A 20,732-nucleotide genomic window follows, 5' to 3' on the forward strand; every position below is an offset into this window, starting at 1 on the left:
CTACGGACGACTCCGGCCCCGGGCCTGTCCGGGGCCGGAGGCCGTGGACCCCCGGACGACCAGCTCGGGCAGGAAGACGAACTCGCTGTGCGGGGCCGGCGTACCGCCGATCTCCTCCAGCAGGGTCCGGACGGCCGCCTGCCCCATGGCCAGGACCGGCTGCCGGATGGTGGTGAGCGGCGGATCGGTGAACGCTATGAGAGGGGAGTCGTCGAAGCCGACCACCGACACGTCCTGCGGCACCCGCAGCCCCTGCTGCCGGGCGGCGCGGATCGCACCGAGCGCCATCATGTCGCTCGCGCACACCACCGCCGTGCAGCCCCGCGAGATCAGTGCGGTCGCGGCGGCCTGGCCGCCCTCCAGCGTGTACAGGGAATGCTGGATCAGCTCCTCGGTCTCGGCCTCGTCGAGCCCGAGCCGCTCCTTCATCCCGAGCCGGAAGCCCTCGATCTTGCGGACCACCGGCACGAAGCGCTTCGGCCCGACGGCGAGCCCGATCCGGGTGTGCCCCAGCGCCGTCAGGTGGGTGACCGCGAGCTGCATCGCCGCGCGGTCGTCGGGGGAGACGAAGGGCGCCTGCACCTTGTCGGAGAACCCGTTGATGAGGACGTACGGGACGCCCTGGCCGCGCAGTTGGTCGTAGCGGCCCATGTCGGCGGTCGTGTCCGCGTGCAGGCCGGATACGAAGATGATCCCGGAGACCCCGCGGTCGACGAGCATCTCGGTCAGTTCGTCCTCGGTGGACCCGCCGGGCGTCTGCGTGGCCAGCACGGGCGTGTAGCCCTGCCGGGTCAGCGCCTGGCCGATGACCTGGGCGAGCGCCGGGAAGATGGGGTTGTCCAGCTCGGGCGTTATCAGGCCGACGAGGCCCGCGCTGCGCTGGCGCAGCCGTACGGGCCGTTCGTAGCCGAGCACGTCGAGCGCGGCCAGTACGGATTCACGGGTGCCCGCGGCCACACCGGGCTTGCCGTTGAGCACGCGGCTGACTGTGGCTTCGCTGACCCCCGCCTGGGCTGCGATGTCGGCTAGCCGTGCGGTCACGGGATTGGACTGTACCGGTCGCACGTTCAGATTGCCCACCACGTGCACGAGTCCGGTGGCAGCAGCACCGTGCGGCCGTCCGTCTCCACGGGCGCGCTGGACAGTACGGGGCGGCCGGGCTCCGGGAGTTCGACCGGGGTGGGCCGGCTGTTGAGGGTGCAGGCGAAGCCGGGCCGGGTGAAGAGGAGCACGTCCTGGGGCGCGGGCAGCCAGGTCAGCGGGCCCGAGTCCGGGGAGCCGAGACCGGGCAGGGCCCGGCGCAGTTCCAGGGCGGCGCGGTAGAGCTCGAGGGTGGAGTGCGGATCGCCGGTCTGGGCGGCGACGCTGAGGCCGCCCCAGCCGGCGGGCTGCGGCAGCCAGGTGCCCGACGGGCCGAAACCGTACGGGGGCTCCGCGCCGGACCAGGGCAGCGGCACCCGGCAGCCGTCGCGCAGCCCGTCCTGACCCGCGGTGCGGAGGAAGGCGGGGTCCCGGCGGGCCTCGTCCGGGAGGTCGGCGACCTCCGGCAGGCCCAGCTCCTCGCCCTGGTAGACGTACGCCGACCCGGGCAGGGCCAGCATCAGCAGCGCGGCGGCGCGTGCCCGCTCCAGGCTGCCGAACCGGGTCCGGTGCCGTACGACGTCGTGGTTGGACAGCACCCAGGTGGTGGGCGCCCCCACCGAGGCGGTGGCGGCCAGGGACTCGTCGATCACGGTCCGCAGGGCGGTGGTGTTCCACGGGCAGTTCAGGAAGCGGAAGTTGAAGGCCTGGTGCAGTTCGTCGGGGCGGACGTAGAGGGCGAGGCGCTCGGAGGTCGGCACCCAGGCCTCGGCGACCCCGATCCGGGGGCCCTCGTAGGAGTCGAGGAGCCGGCGCCAGGAGCGGTGGATCTCGTGGACCCCGTCCTGGTCGAAGAAGGGGAGCGGCTGCGTGCCGATGAGGGTGGCCTGGGCGCCGTGCCCGATGTCGGGCAGCCCGGCGGCCTTGACCATGCCGTGGGCCACGTCCACGCGGAAGCCGTCGACGCCGAGGTCGAGCCAGAAGCGCAGGACGGAGGCGAACTCGGCGGCGACCTCCGGATGGCCCCAGTCCAGGTCGGGCTGCTCGGGGGCGAAGAGGTGCAGGTACCAGGCGCCGTCCTCGACACGGGTCCACGCGGGGCCGCCGAAGACGGACTCCCAGTCGTTCGGCGGCTCGGCGCCGCCGGGACCCCGGCCGGGGTGGAAGTGGTAGCGCGCCCGGGCCCGCGGATCCCCGGCGCGGGCGGCCCGGAACCACGCGTGCTGCTCGGAGGTGTGGTTCGGCACCACGTCCACGATGATCCGCAGCCCCAGTGCGTGGGCGGCCCGTACGAGGTCGTCGGCGTCGGAGAGGTCCCCGAAGAGCGGGTCGACGGCCCGGTAGTCGGCGACGTCGTAGCCGCCGTCCGCCTGCGGGGAGACGTAGAAGGGGGTCAGCCACACGGCGTCGACCCCCAGGCGGGCCAGGTGGGGGAGGCGCTCGCGCACCCCGCGCAGGTCCCCGACGCCGTCGCCGTCGCTGTCGGCGAAGGAGCGCACGTACACCTGGTAGATGACGGCATCACGCCACCAGCCACTGCTTGCGGTGGCGTTGCTGGAAGCGCTTGCAAGCTGGACGGCCGTCGACTCATGGGTCATATCGGGGTCAACGCAAGCACACGCCCCCTGGTTGCGGGCCGGGACAGTCGAAGGTGACTCGAACTAACAGCAAGCTGCGGCAACCGTACGGACACACCGATGTAACGATCAGCCCTTCTTGCAGAAAATTGCCGCAAGCCCTTTCGGTCTTCTTTCAGCCTTGTTACGTTCCTGGCAACTCGGGACCGCGAGGGCGCGGCCGGGATCATCGAAGGAGTTCATATGCGGCGTGGCATAGCGGCCACCGCGCTGGTCGCGGCCCTGGCGCTCGCGGCGACGGCTTGCGGTGGGGACGACAAGGACGCGGCCGGCGAGACGAAGGCCGGCGGCGAGCTGTCCGGCACCGTCACCTGGTGGGACACGTCGAACGACGCCGAGAAGGCCAGCTTCCAGAAGATCGCCGAGGCGTTCACCGCGAAGCACCCGAAGGTGACCGTCAAGTACGTCAACGTCCCGTACGGCGACGCGCAGAACAAGGTCAAGAACGCCTTCAGCAGCGGTTCCGACGCCCCCGACGTGATCCGCGCCGACGTCGGCTGGGTCGCCGACTTCGCGTCCCTGGGTTACCTCGACGAGGTCCCGGCCGAGACGGCGAAGAAGGTCGACTCCGAGTTCCTCGCGCAGGCCGCGGCCAGTGGCAAGTACGAGGGCAAGACCTACGCAGTGCCGCAGGTCATCGACACCCTCGGCCTCTTCTACAACAAGAAGATGCTCGCCGACGCCGGGGTCCAGCCCCCCAAGACGCTCGAGGAGCTGAAGACGGCCGCCGCCGCCATCAAGGCGAAGACCGGCAAGGCCGGGCTCTACCTGCGCGGCGACGACTCCTACTGGTTCCTCCCGCTGATCTACGGCGAGGGCGGCGACCTGGTCGACGCGAAGAACAAGACGGTCACCGTCGACAACGCGGCGGGCGTCAAGGCGTTCAAGACCGCCCGTGACCTGGTCACCTCGGGCGCGGCGGTCACCAACGCCACCGACGGCTGGACCAACATGCAGACGGCCTTCAAGTCCGGCGAGGCCGCCATGATGATCAACGGTCCGTGGGCGGTCGCCGACACCTACGCCGGTGACCAGTTCAAGGACAAGGCCAACCTCGGCGTCGCCGCCGTCCCGGCCGGCTCGGTCAAGGCGGGCGCCCCGCAGGGCGGCCACGACCTCGGTGTCTACGCCGGTTCCAAGAACCGCGCCGCGGCCCACGCCTTCGTCGACTACATGACCTCGCAGGAGGTCCAGGTGCAGTCGGCCAAGGAGCTGAGCCTGCTCCCGACCCGCACGGCCGCCTACGAGCAGCCGGACGTCAAGAGCAGCGAGATGGTGCAGTTCTTCAAGCCGGCCGTGGACAAGGCCGTCGAGCGCGCCTGGATCCCGGAGAACGGCTCCCTCTTCGAGCCGCTGAAGGTCGAATACACCAAGGCGATCACCGGAGCGTCGAGCCCCGAGGACGCCGCCAAGGCGGCCGGCGTCGAGTTCCGCAAGATCCTCAAGGGTTGGAAGTAACGACAAGATGGCTGCTCACACCAGCCAGTCGGTGGCGAAGGCCGCGGACGACGGCGTCGAGAACGACGCCGCCGCCCGCGGCCGGAGCCGCAGGACTGACAGCGGGAACACACGTGGACTGAGGCGTGCCCTCGCCACCCACTGGTACGCCTGGGCCATGATCGCCCCGGTGGTGCTCGTACTCGGCGTGATCATCGGCTGGCCGCTCGTCCGCGGCGTCTACCTGTCGCTGACCGACGCCAACGAGCGCAACGTCGCCCGCACGATCGGCGCGCGTCACATCGACGCCACGTACGAGTTCGTCGGACTCGACAACTACACGGCCGTGCTCGGCGACCCGGTGTTCCTGCAGCGGCTGGTGTGGACGGTGATGTGGACCGTCGCGTGCGTGTCCATCACCTTCACCCTCGGCCTGGTCCTGGCCAACATGCTCAACCGGGACTTCCGGGGCCGCGCCGCCTACCGGATGGCGCTCATCCTGCCCTGGGCCGTTCCCGGCTTCGTCTCGGTCTTCGCCTGGCGGTTCCTCTTCAACCGCGACAACGGCATCCTCAACAAGATCCTCGACGGCGGCGGCATCGCCGCCATTCCGTGGCTCGACGACCCGACCTGGGCCAAGTTCTCGGTCGTGGCCGTCAACGTCTGGCTCGGCGTCCCCTTCATGATGGTCGCCCTGCTCGGCGGACTGCAGTCCATCCCCGGTGAGCTCTACGAGGCCGCCGAGATGGACGGCGCGAGCGCCTGGCAGCGGTTCCGGCACATCACCCTGCCCGGGCTGCGCGCGGTGAGCATGACCGTGATCCTGCTCTCCACCATCTGGACCTTCAACATGTTCCCGGTGATCTTCCTGCTCACCCGCGGCGGACCCGGTGACTCCACCGAGATCCTGGTGACGCAGGCCTTCCGCGAGGCGTTCGTCTCGAGCCCGCGCGACTTCGCCGGCTCCGCAACCTGGGGCGTACTGATCCTCGCCCTGCTCATGATCTTCGCGCTGGTCTACCGGCGCTCGCTGCGCAAGCAGGGAGAGGTGTGGTGACCATGACCACCCGCACTCGGGGCGCCCGCGCCCCGCTCGCCTCCGTCGGCCTGCACCTCACCCTGCTCGGCGCGTCCGTCATCGCCGTCTTCCCGGTGCTGTGGATCCTGCTGACCTCGCTCAAGCCCGCCGAGCACGCGATCACCACCGACTTCGTCAAGGACCCGACCCTCGGCAACTACGAGTACCTGCTGGAGTCGAGCCACTTCCTCAGCTGGTTCGCCAACTCCGTCCTGGTCGCCGGCGTCACCACCGTCCTCGGTGTGTTCATCGCCGCCACCACCGGATACGCGGTCAGCCGCTTCAAGTTCCCCGGCATGAAGCCGCTGATGTGGACCCTGCTCATCACGCAGATGTTCCCGATGGCCATCCTGATCGTCCCGCTCTACAACCTGATGGGCGACCTCGGCCTGCTCAACCAGCCGCTCGGTCTGATCATCACCTACCTCACCATCGCCGTGCCGTTCTGCGCCTGGATGATGAAGGGCTTCTTCGACACCATCCCGGTGGAGATCGACGAATCCGGCCGCGTCGACGGGCTCAACCCCTTCGGCACCTTCTGGCGGCTGATCCTGCCGCTCGCCAAGCCCGGCCTCGCCGTCACCGGCTTCTACGCCTTCATCACCGCCTGGGGCGAAGTCGCCTACGCCTCCGCCTTCATGGTCGGCGAGGAGAACCTCACCCTGGCCGGCGGGCTCCAGACCTTCGTCACCCAGTACACCTCCAACTGGGGTGCGATGAGCGCCGCCTCGGTCCTCATCGCCATCCCCGCGGCGATCTTCTTCGTTTTCGCCCAGCGTCACCTCGTCGCCGGAATGACGGCAGGCGCCACCAAGGGCTGACCACCCGTGCCTGCCCCCTCTCACCCCCGGCCCGATCTCTCCAAGGACGACATGACCCAGCACCTCGCCGACGCACTTCCCACCTCCACCGGCACCCAGCCCGGCTGGTGGAGAGAAGCGGTGATCTACCAGGTCTATCCGCGCAGCTTCGCCGACTCCAACGGGGACGGCATGGGGGACCTCGAAGGCATCCGCAGCCGCCTGCCCTACCTCAAGGAACTGGGGGTCGACGCCGTCTGGCTGAGCCCCTTCTACGCCTCCCCGCAGGCCGACGCGGGCTACGACGTCGCCGACTACCGGGCCATCGACCCGATGTTCGGCACCCTGCACGACGCCGACGCCGTGATCCGCGAGGCCCACGCCCTGGACCTGCGCATCATCGTGGACCTGGTCCCCAACCACTGCTCCGACCAGCACGAATGGTTCAAGCAGGCGCTGCGCGAAGGCCCCGGCACCCCGCTGCGCGAGCGCTTCCACTTCCGCCCGGGGCAGGGCGCGGACGGCGCGGAGCCGCCGAACGACTGGGAGTCCATCTTCGGCGGGCCCGCCTGGACCCGGGTCGCCGACGGGGAGTGGTACCTGCACCTCTTCGCCCCCGAGCAGCCCGACTTCAACTGGGAACACCCCGCCGTCCAGGACGAGTTCCGCTCCATCCTGCGGTTCTGGCTCGACCTCGGCGCCGACGGCTTCCGCATCGACGTCGCCCACGGACTGGTCAAGGCCCCCGGCCTGCCCGACCTCGGCCGCGACGAGCAGCTCAAGCTGCTCGGCAACCAGGTGCTGCCCTTCTTCGACCAGGACGGGGTCCACGAGATCTACCGCTCCTGGCGCCGGGTCCTCGACGAGTACGCGGGCGACCGCATCGGCGTCGCCGAGGCGTGGACGCCGAGCGCGGACCGCACCGCGCTATACCTGCGCCCCGACGAGCTGCACCAGGCCTTCAACTTCCACTACCTGAGCACCGGCTGGGACGCGGACGCGCTGCGCGGCGCCATCGACGACTCGCTCGACTCGATGCGCCCGGTGGGCGCCCCGACGACGTGGGTGCTGTCCAACCACGACGTCGTACGGCACCGGACCCGGTTCGGCAGCCTGGAGCGGGCACGCGCCGCCGCGCTGCTGATGCTGGCCCTGCCCGGGTCGGCGTACGTCTACCAGGGCGAGGAGCTGGGGCTTCCGGAGGTGACGGACCTCCCGGACGAGGTGCGCCAGGACCCCTCCTTCTTCAAGGCGAACGGCCAGGACGGGCTGCGCGACGGCTGCCGGGTGCCGATCCCGTGGTCCGGCGACCAGGCCCCGTACGGCTTCGGCAGCGGGGGCAGCTGGCTCCCGCAGCCGGCCGAGTGGGCGGGCCTGAGCGTGGCGGCGCAGACCGGTGACCCGGCGTCCACGCTGGAGCTGTACCGCTCGGCGCTGCGGATCCGCCGCGAGCACGCGGACCTGGGCGCGGGCGACGCCGTGGAGTGGCTGACCGCCCCGGACGGGGTGCTGGCGTTCCGGCGCGGGGGCTTCGTCTGCACGGTCAACACGACGTCCGCGGCCGTACGCCTCCCCGCATTCGGCACGGTGCTCCTCGCGAGCGGCCCGCTCGCCGAGCCGGACGTCCTTCCCGCCGACACCGCGGTGTGGTGGAAGGGGTGACTTCCCCGCTGCGGCTGACGGACATCGCCGCGCAGGCCCAGGTCAGCGAGGCGACCGTCAGCCGTGTGCTCAACGGCAAATCGGGCGTGGCGGCCGGCACCCGGCACAAGGTGCTGGCCGCGCTCGACCTGCTGGGCTACGAGCGGCCGGTGCGGCTCAAGCGCCGCAGCAACGGCCTGGTGGGTCTGCTGATCCCGGAGCTGACGAACCCCATCTTCCCGGCCTTCGCGCAGGTCATCGAGCAGGCGCTGGCCGGGCACGGGTACACGCCCGTGCTGTGCACGCAGACCCCCGGCGGGGCCACCGAGGACGAGCTGGTGGAGCAGCTGGAGGAACGCGGGGTCACGGGGATCGTGTTCCTGTCGGGCCTGCACGCGGACTCGGCGGCGGACCCTTCGCGCTATCAGCGACTCGCTGCGCGCGGCACCCCCTTCGTCCTGATCAACGGCTTCAACGAGCAGGTGAACGCGCCCTTCATCTCCCCGGACGACAGGGCGGCGGCGGACATGGCGGTGCGGCACCTGGAGGACCTGGGGCACCGCAGGATCGGCCTGGCGATCGGGCCGACGCGGTACGTGCCGTCGGCCCGCAAGGAGCAGGGGTTCCTTGCGGCCGTGCCGTCCGCGGAGTCGGAGGGCCTCATCCAGCGGACGCTGTTCACGGTGGAGGGCGGCCACGCGGCGGGCGGCGCACTGCTGGACCGGGGCTGCACGGGTGTGGTGTGCGGGAGCGATCCGATGGCGCTGGGAGTCATACGGGCGGCGCGCGAACGCGGGCTCCGGGTCCCGGAGGACGTCTCGGTCGTCGGCTTCGACGACTCGCCGCTGATCGCGTTCACGGACCCGCCGCTGACCACGGTCCGCCAGCCGGTCCGCGCCATGGCGACGGCGGCGGTGGGCGCGCTGCTGGAGGCGGTGGCCGGCACCCCGGTCCAGCGCACCGAGTACGTGTTCCAGCCGGAACTGGTGGTCCGCGGCTCGACGGCCCAGGCGCCGTAGGCGGGGTACGGCTTTAGGTGCGTGCGGGGCCCTTACCCCCTCGCTCCCCGCTCCGGGGCTGGGCGGGGAGCGAGGGGGTAAGGGCCATGCGATGTGGTCCCCCTCCATGGGTTCCGGTCACGGTCAACAGTCCTCAGCGGAGCCGGACCGGCCGGGAGTCTCGGGTTTTCCAAGGGTTCGACACCATGGACATTCGCGGAGGTCGCTCGCGGCGCTCGCCGGAGGCGGCAAGGGCAGAGGGAAACCCGCCCTGTATTCGTCCCGGAGCGCCTGGATCGTCGCCGTTCTCGTCCGGGGTGGGGTGGCTGCGCACGCCGTGCCCGCTTCGGCCACGCGGTGTCCCACCTTCGCCAGCGCCGCCCACGCGGTACGCGCCACCCGCGTTGCGGCCAGCCGGAGACGACGACGAGCCATCGGCCATGGGCCACGATCGGCTGGGTCACCAGAGGCGGCCATGCTCACGCAACCCTTCTCCCGGACTGCGTGCGGATGAGCCGGAACCCGGGCCCGTGTATTCCTTTCGTCAGCCGTGCCACGAAACGAGTTCCTCCTTCTCGGTCGCACGCAACCTTGGGGGGATGTGAATGATGAACTTATCGCACCTACAGCAATGGGCGTATAATACTTCTTTCGATTTAAGCAAATTCTCACCCTTTTATTGCTGCGTCGGGCACGGGAATGCGTCGAACAGTTCTCCGCCGGTTTAGTAGCGACCCGATGTGGCGGACGTGACCGGCAATGTGCGAATTGCCGGGGTTTTTTGCATGGTCGGCAACGTGCGAATTGCCGGGGTTTTTAGAGGTTCAGTGATATCGCCCCCTTTCCGTCTTGCCCGTGTCAGAACTGCAGCCACTCGGCAGGCGGAGTCGGCCACCTGCGTGACGATGCCTTGTCGTGAAGGTCTCGTGGGAAGGGTGGCCGATGCGGCTCATGGGCGACCGGGAGAGCCTCCGCACCCAGGCAGGCCGAGGCGCCGGCGGGCTTCTCCCCCGGCCGTACCGGCGCTGCGGATTCCTGACGAGACCGCCGGAAGCAGCTGTCTACATGTCGGGACATGACGTACTGGAAGCGTTCATGGCGCCTCAGTTCGAGCATGTCCACATGCCACAGACGGCCAGTGCCTGACGACGTCAACGCGACGACGGCCGTACCCGGTACGGCGGAGATCAGCACGATCCACGGGAGGATGTCTCCCACAGCTGGTCCTTTCCGAAGGCTGATGTTCAAGGGGCGCACACGATCGGAGCCCCAGCGATCCTTCGGCATAACGCAGCGGCATATGCGGAGTTGCGCTCCTCCATCCAATTGCAGCCATGCGCAGCAATCCGCCGGCCAGGCATCTCAGTGGACTTGACGATGATCGGTCGAGTGCTGAGGGCAGCCGGACGAGAGGCCGCGCAGGCGACCTTACGGGTTCCGGCTCGACGATCGGCATGCTCGTGCAGGCCGGTGCGGCTGCAAGCGCGGGCTGGTAAGAGTGAAATATGAAGGATGGAGAAATGTGCTGGACGGTGGCCCGCTGCATGTAAGCACGCGCTGCCGCCGGCCGCACCGACGTTCGGCGGACGGGGGGCCGTCGTGGACGAAGACTCCGTCACGGCGGGGCCTGTGCCCGCCCGCCGCTCATCGTCGCCTGAGCTGCGGAATTATGCAGAAGGGTGCGGGTTCTGCACTCTTGTGACGTTTGCAGAACCGATAAAAGACACGGTCGGCTCTCGCTCATCCGCCAGCATCACCCGGACGGCGCATACCCTGACCAACATCGACAGCGTTTATGGAATATGACAACAGCAAAGCTTCCCGCTTTCTTCCGCAGGTCTGCGGAAGGCGACGGGCAGGGGGGTCGCTTTCACGCCGGGGCCACCCGGATCGGAAAGTGGATTTTCACGCCCCGCTCATCTGGCCGCAGCCGGACCGGGAACGCAACACTCGAACACGAGGACCTGGAAATCGATCTGAGCTACTCGTCTGCGATCTTTGAGGACTTCCTCCGCACGATGAGCATGATCCAGATCGAGTTCGACCGACGGTCCGGGAACGCGGCACCATCCACGACGTCTGCCGACGAGTGCGACGAGTACTCCGGGGGCACCTCCCGTGTATGAGCCGTACGGGCCCCCAGACGTCCACGGCGCCCACCCCCGGCCGGAGACCCCAGCCTTCTGGCCCGTGCCAGACCACGTGCAGCACCCTTTCCCCGGGCATCCGCTCGACGAGGCCCACGGGCCGTGGGATCCGGCGGAGGAGCTCGCGAGCCTCCTTCAAGAGGCCATCGCCCCCAGACAGCCGGAGCCGGTCACCCCCGTCGGCTGGGACACCACCGGTGACACGGTCAGCGCCGTCGGCCTCGTCGCCGGGCTGAAGCAAACCCATGCCGAGAAGCCGCACGCACAAGTCTCCGGAGGGCACCGTCGGCACCCGTCGAAGACGCGGGTGATGACCCTGCTTCAAACGGGCAGTCTGTGCACCGCCGTGCTGGTCGCCGTCATCGCCGCCGTGGTGAGCATCCTCAGCGGTCTGGCGATCTGCGACGCCCTGCGCCACAGCGCCGGACCTCAGGCAGCACGCGAAGTGGTCAGCTGGTGGCCCCTGTTGATCTACGGGCCATGGATGGTCGCCTCCCTGTCCATCCTCAGATCCGCGCTGCACCAGCGCCGCGCGCTCCATTCCTGGTCCATCGTCCTGTTGTTCTCCACCCTGGCGACGCTTCTTTGTGTAGCCCAGGCACCCAGAACAATCGCCGCCGGGGCGGCCTCTGCCCTTCCTGCCATCGCCGCGCTGGCTTGCTTCCAGCAGCTGGTCCGCCAGATCACCCTCACGCGACCGCCCCGCCAGGCCACTCCACGACACCGGAACCCGACGCCCTCCCCGCTCGGGCAGGCGGCCGCAGCCAAACGCAGCCCGACGGCCCCTCCCGGCTACTCCCTGGCGGACAAAGGGGCTGCCCGTGCTCCGTCCCACGGTCGCGGGTTCGGGTACGGCGCATGACGGTAGTACGCGTGTGGCAGTGCCATCTGTACAGGTCGGAGCAACGTCCACGCGGGTGGGCAGTGGGTTGAAGGGAGGGACCGGGCGGCCGCGTCTCAGTCCCGCATGCCGCGTGCGAGATGGGTCCGCCGTCCGGGCAAGGGGCCTTCTGCAGCCGGCCGATGGGCGCGTCAGGCGGGCAAGGCAGCGGGAGTCCTGCGCTGGTGTCCCGGTGGGAACGGCACCGCCGGACCATGACGTAAGGAAGTCGTCGAGCGTTCCGCGGGCGGCGACCGCGAAGAGCGAAGGCGGTGACAGCCGCTAATTTCCTGGACAACCCGGTCCTTCCCACACGTCAGAGGGGTCCTCGCCTGCACCTTTTGAAACGAAGATCGAAAGCGATAGTCACGGGGTGTGCGCAGACTCAACCCGACGGTCTACCTGCCCCATCGCGACCAGAACCGGGCCCACTCACTGTGCTGCGGCTCAGACCGCACCCCGCGCCCGCCCGGCAGCGAGGCCGCTGCCGTCGGCATGTCCGGCGTGCGCGCTGCCGAAGTGATCACTGCCTCGTCCCCCCTGGGGCGCCCGTGTGCCCAGAGCCTGCACATCGGGCAACGGCCACGGCCTGCTGAACCGAACCGACCGAAATCCACGACGTGTTCCGGCACCTCACCTCCCACGCCTACCACGCCTACCACGAGAGGGCAGCATCATGGTGTACGAATTGACCCGCACCGAACGAATCCAGTACAAGCGGCGCCAGGACGCCGCCTACCAGGCCGGCGAAGACGCTGTCACCAACCTCCAGGCGGCGCTTGCGCTCGCCGACCTGACCCTTCCTTCGCTGTGCAATGACGGACCGGTGGCCGGCCGCGGCTTCGTCCGGCTCGGAGGATGCAACGCGGCTTTCGCCAACCGGCTCGCCGAAGTCATCGCCGCAGGCGCCGACGCCCTGCAGTGCCAACGGTGAAGGGCCGGTGAACCGGCTTCCGGACGGCGGGGCCGCTCGGAACCCGTTGGTGTATCGATCGGGGGGTCTGGCGGTTCGAACTTCCTGACCCCGCCCGACGGGATCTGAATCTCCGGCCGCCGGGCGGGTGCCCTGTGGGCCCTGCCGCCTGAGCACGTGCCCCTGTGCGAAGGGGCCGGAGGCGCCGCCGGAGCGTGGCGCACCGCCCGGCGCCGGAAACAATTCTGCAATCTCTTGCGCAAAGTCTTGCAACACTCCGGGCTACACCTCTACGGTCGCGGACAATCCCCACCTCTCCCGCCAGGAGGCCCCCGCATGTCTGCCAGAGCCGCCAGACCCGCACGATCCCCACGCTCCACCACCATCACCGCCCGCGCCGCCGCTGCGGGCGTGCTCGCCGCCGCCGCGCTCGCCGCGCTCACCGCACATGCCCCCCAGGCCTCCGCAACGCCTCCCGGAGACAAGGACGTCACCGCCGTCCTCTTCGAGTGGAAGTTCGACTCCGTGGCCGCGGCCTGCACCGGCACCCTCGGCCCCGCCGGCTACGGCTACGTCCAGGTCTCGCCTCCCCAGGAGCACATCCAGGGCTCCCAGTGGTGGACCTCGTACCAGCCCGTCAGCTACAAGATCGCCGGGCGGCTCGGGGACCGGGCCGCCTTCAAGGCCATGGTCGACACCTGTCACGCCGCCGGGGTGAAGGTCGTCGCCGACTCCGTGATCAACCACATGGCCGCCGGGGACGGGACCGGCACCGGCGGATCTTCGTACACGAAGTACAACTACCCGGGCATCTATTCCGGCTCCGACATGGACGACTGCCGGGCGACCATTTCCAACTACCAGGACAAGGCCAACGTCCAGAACTGCGAGCTCGTGCAGCTCGCGGACCTGGACACCGGCGAGGACTACGTGCGGGGCCGGATCGCCGGCTACCTCAACGACCTGCTGTCGCTGGGCGTCGACGGGTTCCGGATCGACGCCGCCAAGCACATGCCGGCCGCCGACCTCGCCAACATCAAGTCCCGGCTGACGAACCCCGGCGTCTACTGGAAGCAGGAGGCCATCTACGGCGCCGGCGAGGCCGTGTCGCCCAGCGAGTACCTCGGCAGCGGTGACGTGCAGGAGTTCCGGTACGCGCGGGATCTGAAGCGGGTCTTCCAGAACGAGAACCTCGCCTACCTGAAGAACTTCGGCGAGGCGTGGGGGTACATGGCGAGCGGGCAGTCCGCCGTGTTCGTCGACAACCACGACACCGAGCGCGGCGGCGACACCCTCACCTACAAGGACGGCTCCGCATACACCCTCGCCAGCGTGTTCATGCTGGCCTGGCCCTACGGCTCCCCGGACGTGCACTCCGGCTACGAGTGGACCGACAAGGACGCCGGCCCGCCCAACGGCGGCTCGGTGAGCGCCTGCTACGCCGACGGCTGGAAGTGCCAGCACGCCTGGCGCGAGATCTCCTCCATGGTCGGCTTCCGCAACGCGGCCCGCGGGCAGTCCGTCACCAACTGGTGGGACAACGGCGGCGACCAGATCGCCTTCGGGCGCGGCGCCAAGGCGTACGTGGCGATCAACCGCGAGGCGAGCGCCCTGACCCGTACCTTCCAGACCTCGCTCCCGGCCGGCGACTACTGCGACGTGCAGAGCGGGCGCGCGGTGACCGTGAACTCCGGCGGTCAGTTCACCGCCACCCTGGCCGCCGGGACCGCCGTCGCCCTGCACACCGGCGCCCGTACCTGCTCCGCGGCTCCCGCCCCGGTCGCGGCCGGCGCCTCCTTCGCCGTCAACGCCACCACCGCCCTCGGCCAGGACGTCTACGTCACCGGTGACCGCGCCGAGCTCGGTGCCTGGAACACCGGCAGCGCGCTGAAGCTCGACCCGGCCGCCTACCCCGTCTGGAAGCTCGACGTCACGCTCCCGGCCGGGACCTCCTTCGCGTACAAGTACGTACGCAAGGACGCCTCCGGGAACGTCAGCTGGGAGAGCGGTGCCAACCGCACCGCGACCGTTCCCGCGAGCGGCAAGGTCGCGCTGACCGACACCTGGCGCAGCTGAACCGCCCGCCCCACCGACCAGGGCCGCCCGGCACCCCCCTTCCCCGCCAACCGCCGGGCGGCCCTTATCCACGCGACACGTACACAAGGAGATCCGCCTTGATACGCCCTGCCGCAGGAGTCCTCGCCGCCGCCCTGGCCGTGACGCTCCTGCCCGCCCTCCCCGCCGCGGCCGCCACGGCGCGGCCACCGGCGCCGCCCTCGGACGCGAAACTCGCCGCCGAACCGGCCCGGCACGACCTGACCCGGGAGCAGTTCTACTTCGTGCTCCCGGACCGGTTCGCGAACGGCGACCCGCGCAACGACCGGGGCGGCCTCACCGGCTCCCGCCTGGAGACCGGCCTCGACCCGACGGACAAGGGCTTCTACCAGGGCGGCGACCTCAAGGGGCTCACCGACCGGCTCGACTACATCAAGGACCTGGGGACGACGGCCATCTGGATGGCGCCGATCTTCAAGAACCAGCCGGTGCAGGGGAAGGGCGATGACGTCTCGGCGGGCTACCACGGGTACTGGATCACCGACTTCACCCAGGTCGACCCGCACTTCGGCACCAACGCCGATCTGGAGCGGCTGATCGACAAGGCGCACGGGAAGGGGATGAAGGTCTTCTTCGACGTCATCACCAACCACACCGCCGATGTCGTCGACTACCGGGAGGCGTCCTACTCGTACCTGTCGAAGGGGGCGTTCCCGTATCTGACCAAGGACGGCGTTCCTTTCGACGACAAGGACTATGCCGACGGGAAGGGGAAGTTCCCGAAGACCGGAGCCGGATCCTTCCCGCGGACCCCGTTCGTGGCCGACGCCAAGAAGAACCTCAAGGCGCCTGCCTGGCTCAACGACCCGCAGATGTACCACAACCGGGGCGACTCCACCTTCGCCGGCGAGTCCTCCGAGCAGGGCGACTTCTTCGGCCTCGACGACCTGTGGACCGAGCGTCCCGAGGTCGTCAGCGGCATGGAGAAGATCTACGAGAAGTGGGTCGAGGACTTCCGTCTCGACGGTTTCCGGATCGACACCGTCAAGCACGTCAACATGGAGTTCTGGAGCCAGTGGGCGACCGCGCTCGACAAGTACGCGGCGAAGCGCGGCCGGGACGACTTCTTCATGTTCGGGGAGGTCTACTCCGGCGACACCGCCGTCACCTCCCCGTACGTGACGCGCGGACGCCTCGACGCCACCCTCGACTTCCCGCTCCAGGACGCGATCCGCTCGTACGCCTCCCAGGGCGCGGGAGCCGGGCGGCTGGCCGCCGTCCTCGGCGACGACTACCGGTACACCACCGACAAGGCCAACGCCTACGAGCAGGTGACCTTCCTCGGCAACCACGACATGGGGCGCTTCGGCGCCTTCCTCAAGCAGGACCGGCCGGGCGCGGGGGAGCAGGAGCTGCTGGACCGCTACCGGCTCGCCAACGAGCTGATGTTCCTCTCCCGGGGCAACCCGGTGATCTACTCCGGCGACGAGCAGGGCTTCACGGGCGCCGGCGGTGACAAGGACGCCCGCCAGCCGCTCTTCGCCTCCCGGGTGGCCGACTACCTGGACGACGACCAGCTCGGAACGGTGCGCACCCACGCGAGCGATGCTTATGATCCGGGACACCCGCTCTACGAGCAGATCAGTGCTCTCTCGAAGCTGACCAAGGCCCACCCGGCCCTGCGCGACGGCATCCAGAGCGAGCGCCTCGCCGACGGGTCCGTCTACGCCTTCGCCCGGACGGACGCCCGCAGCCGCACCGAGTACCTGGTCGCCGCGAACAACGCGGCCGAGCCCCGGACCGTCGAGATCGACGCTCCGGCCGGCGCCCAGTACCGCACCCTGTACGGCGGCACCGCCCTGCTCCGCGCCTCCGCGGCCGGCAAGCTCACCGTCGTCGTCCCCGCCTTCGGCTCGGTCGTCCTCCAGGCCACCGCCCCCCTCGCGGCCCCCGCCGCCAAGCCCGCCCTGACCCTCAAGGCCCCGGCCCCCGGCGCCACCGGCACCGTCGAGCTCTCCGCCGACGTCAGCGGCGGCGCCCTGAACCGGGTCGTCTTCGCCGCGCAGAGCGGCAACGAGAAGTGGCAGGTCCTCGGCTCCGCCGACCACGCCCCCTACAAGGTCACCCAGCACGTCACCGCCCCGGCCGGAACCGCCCTGCGCTACAAGGCCGTCGTCGTCGACTCTCCCCCAGCTACCGCTGGGGGTGCCCCCACCGGCCGCACCGCGAGCGCCCTCGCCGAGTCCGTCGCCGGCCAGGCGCCGCCCGTCGAGACCCCCACCGCCACCCAGCGCGACTACGCCGTCGTCCACTACAACCGCCCCGACGGCGACTACACGAACTGGCGGCTCTACGCCTGGGGTGACATCGCCGAGGGCGAGGCGACGCCGTGGCCCGCCGGGCACGGCTTCACCGGCCGCGACGCGTACGGCGCCTTCGCGTACGTCAAGCTCAAGCCCGGTGCCTCCTCCGTCGGTTACCTCGTCATCGACAAGGACGGCAACAAGGACGTCGCCGCCGACCGCACCATCGACGTCACCAAGACCGGCGAGATCTGGCTGGAGCAGGGCAAGGAACCCGCCCGCACCGACCGCCCCGCCTACCCGCCGCAGGACACGGCCAAGGCCGTCCTGCACTACCAGCGCCCCGACGGCGCCTACGACGGCTGGGGACTCCACCTCTGGACCGGCGCCGCGACCCCCACCGACTGGTCCAAGCCGCTGCTCCCCGCCCGCACCGACTCCTACGGCGCGGTGTACGAGGTCCCGCTCGCGGCCGGGGCGACCAGCCTCAGCTACATCCTCCACAAGGGCGACGAGAAGGACCTCCCCTCCGACCAGTCCCTGGACCTGACGGCGGTTGATCGAGGCGGCCACGAGGTCTGGATGCTGGGCGGCCGGCCGAACTACCTCCTCCCGCAGCCCGCGGGCTCCGGCGCCGCCCTGGACCTCACCAAGGCCCAGGCGGTCTGGATCGACCGGGACACCCTCGCCTGGAACGCCCCCGCTGCCGCCGCCTCCGCCCAGCTCCTCGCCTCCCGCGACGGCGCCGTCAAGGCCGAGAACGGCACCCTGCACGAGGACGGGGCCCGATGGCTGCGACTGAACCGGACCGAGCTCACCGCCGCCCAGAAGCAGAAGTTCCCGCACCTGGCCGGGTACACCGCCTTCACCGTCGATCCGCGCGACCGCGACCGGGTCCGTGAGGCCCTGCGCGGCCAGCTCGTCGCGAGCGCCCGCGCCGCGAACGGCGCCGTCCTCGCCGCCACCGGAGTACAGCTCGCCGGGGTCCTGGACGACCTGTACGCCACCACCGCATCACTCGGCCCGGTCTTCAAGGACGGCCGCCCCACCCTCTCCGTCTGGGCCCCGACGGCCCAGCACGTCGCCCTCGAACTCGACGGCCGCACCGTCGCCATGCGCCGCGACGACGCGAGCGGCGTCTGGTCGGTGCGCGGCGAGCGCTCCTGGACGGCGAAGCCCTACCGCTACGCCGTGACCGTCTGGGCACCGAGCACCGGTCAGGTGGTCCGCAACCTCGTCACCGACCCCTACTCCACCGCCCTGACCGCCGACTCCACGCACAGCCTCGCCGTGGACCTGGCCGACCCCAAGCTCGCCCCGCCCGGCTGGAAGGAGCTGCGCAAGCCCGCTCCCGTGCCCTTCACCTCCGCCCAGATCCAGGAGCTCCACATCCGTGACTTCTCGGTCGCGGACCGGACCTCCAAGCACCCCGGCCAGTACCTGGCCTTCACCGACACCGGCTCGGCGGGCATGACCCACCTGCGCGACCTGGCCGCCGCCGGAACCTCGTACGTCCACCTCCTCCCGGCCTTCGACATCGGCACGATCCCGGAGAAGCCCGCGGACCGCACCGAGCCCGCCTGCGACCTCAAGGTCTACGCCCCGGACTCGCAGGAGCAGCAGGCCTGCGTGGCCGCCGCGGCCGCGAAGGACGCGTACAACTGGGGCTACGACCCGCTGCACTACACCGTCCCCGAGGGCAGCTACGCGAGCGACCCCGACGGCACGGCCCGTACGGTCGAGTTCCGCAGGATGGTCCAGTCCCTCAACGGGGCCGGGCTGCGCACCGTGATGGACGTGGTCTACAACCACACCGTCGCCTCGGGGCAGGCGGACAAGTCCGTCCTCGACCGGATCGTCCCCGGCTACTACCAGCGCCTGCTGGCCGACGGCAGCGTCGCCACCTCCACCTGCTGCGCCAACACCGCCCCCGAGAACGCCATGATGGGCCGCCTCGTCGTGGACTCGATCGTCACCTGGGCGAAGGAGTACAAGGTCGACGGCTTCCGCTTCGACCTGATGGGCCACCACCCGAAGGCCAACATCCTGGCCGTCCGCAAGGCCCTCGACGAGCTCACCGTCGCCAAGGACGGGGTCGACGGCAAGAAGATCGTCCTCTACGGGGAGGGCTGGAACTTCGGCGAGATCGCCGACGACGCCCGCTTCGTGCAGGCCACGCAGAAGAACATGGCCGGCACCGGCATCGCCACCTTCTCGGACCGGGCGCGCGACGCGGTACGCGGCGGCGGCCCCTTCGACGAGGACCCGCGCGTCCAGGGCTTCGCCTCCGGCCTGTTCACCGAGCCCAACGGATCACCCGCCAACGGCACTCCGGCCGAGCAGAAGGCCCGCCTCCTGCACGCCCAGGACCTGATCAAGGTCGGCCTGTCCGGCAACCTCGCCCCGTACACCTTCACCGACACCACCGGCCGTAAGGTCAAGGGCTCCGAGGTCGACTACAACGGCGCCCCGGCCGGTTACGCGGCCGCCCCCGGCGACGCCCTCGCCTACGCGGACGCCCACGACAACGAGACCCTCGCCGACGCCCTGACCTACAAGCTCCCGCCGGCCACCGGCGCGGCGGACAAGGCCCGGATGCAGGTCCTGGCCATGGCCACGGCCGCCCTCTCACAGGGTCCGGCCCTCTCCCAGGCGGGCACGGACCTGCTCCGCTCCAAGTCCCTGGACCGCAACTCCTACGACAGCGGCGACTGGTTCAACGCCGTCCACTGGGACTGCCGCGACGGCAACGGCTTCGGCCGCGGCCTGCCCCCGGCCGCCGACAACGCCTCGAAGTGGCTCTACGCGAAGCCCCTGCTGACCGCCCCGGCCCCCGGCTGCGCCGAAATCACCGGAGCCTCGGCGGCCTACCGCGACCTGCTGAGGATCCGTACGACGGAAGGGGCCTTCGCCCTCACCACCCCGCAGGCGGTCCAGGACCGGCTGTCCTTCCCGCTCTCCGGCAAGGAGGAGACTCCGGGTGTGATCACCATGGTCCTCGGCGACCTGGTGGTGGTCTTCAACGCCACCCCCACCGCCCGGCCCCAGCGCGTCCCCGCCCTCGCGGGCACCGCGTACACCCTGCACCCGGTGCAGGCCGCGGGCTCCGACGCCACGGTGAAGCGGTCCACGTACGACGCGACGACAGGAGAGTTCACCGCCCCCGCCCGCACGGTGTCGGTCTTCACACGGCGCTGAGCCGGTCCAGGCGCTTCTCCAGCAGGATCACCCCGTAGATCCTGCCGTCCTTCCCCTCCTTGTGGGGGAACTCCCCGACCACCCGGTAGCCCGCGCCCCGGTAGTACGCGAGCAGCCGGGGGTTGGTGGAGACGCAGTCCAGCCGCGCCCGCTCCCGCCCGGTCCTGGCGATCCGCCGCTCGGCATGTTCGAGCATGCGGCGCCCGGCCCCGGCGGGGGCGGCCTCGCGGGCGACCATCAGCCGGTGCACGTAGCCCGCGACGGGCGGCTGGACCCCCCAGGCCTCCTCGTCGGACCACCACAGTTCGTAGGCCCCGCAGACGTGTCCGTCGGAGTCGGCCGCGATCCACACCTCGCCGTCGCGCATCTTCGACCGGAAGTGCGCGGCGTCCTTGTCGCCGGGCTTCCACTGCTCGATCCCGTGCTTCTGCATCCAGCGGGCGGCCTGGTCGTACAGCCGCACGAGCAGTCCGGCGTCCTTCTCCTCGGCCTGCCGGAACAAGATCCCGTCGTCAATGATCACGCGGGCAATTATTGGTGATCAAGCACGCCCGTGATCACGCGC

Annotated in this window: 12 protein-coding genes; 9 read left to right on the forward strand and 3 right to left on the reverse strand. The window is 70.2% G+C overall.

Translation table 11 applies throughout. The features are described 5' to 3' along the window. Both OHA89_RS26055 and OHA89_RS26060 read right to left on the reverse strand, forming a co-directional pair. Positions 1-1,041, reverse strand: a complete 1,041-nt coding sequence (locus tag OHA89_RS26055) for a LacI family DNA-binding transcriptional regulator (protein WP_257556607.1) — start codon at positions 1,039-1,041, stop codon at positions 1-3. A 26-nt stretch (positions 1,042-1,067) separates the two neighbouring features. Then, complete coding sequence (locus OHA89_RS26060) at positions 1,068-2,678, reverse strand: glycoside hydrolase family 13 protein (RefSeq protein WP_257556608.1); 1,611 nt, start codon at positions 2,676-2,678, stop codon at positions 1,068-1,070. 222 nt (positions 2,679-2,900) lie between these two features. Between OHA89_RS26060 and OHA89_RS26065 the strand changes: the two genes are divergently transcribed. The 9 genes from OHA89_RS26065 (at position 2,901) to pulA (ending at position 20,167) form a co-directional block, all read left to right on the forward strand. After that, positions 2,901-4,175, forward strand: a complete 1,275-nt coding sequence (locus OHA89_RS26065) for an extracellular solute-binding protein (protein WP_215140666.1) — start codon at positions 2,901-2,903, stop codon at positions 4,173-4,175. Between the two features lie 7 nt (positions 4,176-4,182). Beyond that, positions 4,183-5,211, forward strand: coding sequence for a carbohydrate ABC transporter permease (locus OHA89_RS26070; RefSeq protein ID WP_266610037.1), 1,029 nt, complete (start codon positions 4,183-4,185; stop codon positions 5,209-5,211). Positions 5,212-5,213: 2 nt separating this feature from the next. Then, positions 5,214-6,053 carry a sugar ABC transporter permease gene (locus OHA89_RS26075; protein ID WP_215140664.1) on the forward strand — a complete coding sequence of 280 codons (840 nt, stop codon included), beginning with the start codon at positions 5,214-5,216 and terminating at the stop codon, positions 6,051-6,053. Positions 6,054-6,104: 51 nt separating this feature from the next. Beyond that, a complete protein-coding gene (locus tag OHA89_RS26080) occupies positions 6,105-7,694 on the forward strand; it encodes a glycoside hydrolase family 13 protein (protein WP_266610039.1) in 1,590 nt (529 codons plus the stop codon). Beyond that, positions 7,679-8,692 (forward strand): LacI family DNA-binding transcriptional regulator, encoded by a 1,014-nt coding sequence (locus tag OHA89_RS26085; protein ID WP_215140662.1) that lies wholly within the window; start codon positions 7,679-7,681, stop codon positions 8,690-8,692. Before OHA89_RS26080 ends, OHA89_RS26085 begins: the two co-directional genes overlap by 16 nt. A 2,169-nt stretch (positions 8,693-10,861) precedes the next feature. Then, positions 10,862-11,680, forward strand: a complete 819-nt coding sequence (locus OHA89_RS26090) for a hypothetical protein (protein ID WP_266610041.1) — start codon at positions 10,862-10,864, stop codon at positions 11,678-11,680. Positions 11,681-12,377: 697 nt separating this feature from the next. Next, positions 12,378-12,632, forward strand: coding sequence for a hypothetical protein (locus tag OHA89_RS26095; RefSeq protein WP_308296564.1), 255 nt, complete (start codon positions 12,378-12,380; stop codon positions 12,630-12,632). A gap of 315 nt (positions 12,633-12,947) precedes the next feature. Next, positions 12,948-14,687, forward strand: a complete 1,740-nt coding sequence (locus OHA89_RS26100) for a carbohydrate-binding module family 20 domain-containing protein (RefSeq protein ID WP_266610043.1) — start codon at positions 12,948-12,950, stop codon at positions 14,685-14,687. A gap of 98 nt (positions 14,688-14,785) precedes the next feature. Next, complete coding sequence (gene pulA / locus OHA89_RS26105; protein WP_406367254.1) at positions 14,786-20,167, forward strand: pullulanase-type alpha-1,6-glucosidase; 5,382 nt, start codon at positions 14,786-14,788, stop codon at positions 20,165-20,167. Here pulA and OHA89_RS26110 read toward each other — a convergent pair. Continuing rightward, positions 20,154-20,690, reverse strand: a complete 537-nt coding sequence (locus OHA89_RS26110) for a GNAT family N-acetyltransferase (RefSeq protein WP_266610047.1) — start codon at positions 20,688-20,690, stop codon at positions 20,154-20,156. The two genes, pulA and OHA89_RS26110, sit on opposite strands and share 14 nt — an antisense overlap. Positions 20,691-20,732 lie beyond the last annotated feature (42 nt).

Origin of the sequence: Streptomyces sp. NBC_01546 (assembly GCF_045208355.1) — a bacterium.
Taxonomy (GTDB): Bacteria; Actinomycetota; Actinomycetes; order Streptomycetales; family Streptomycetaceae; genus Streptomyces.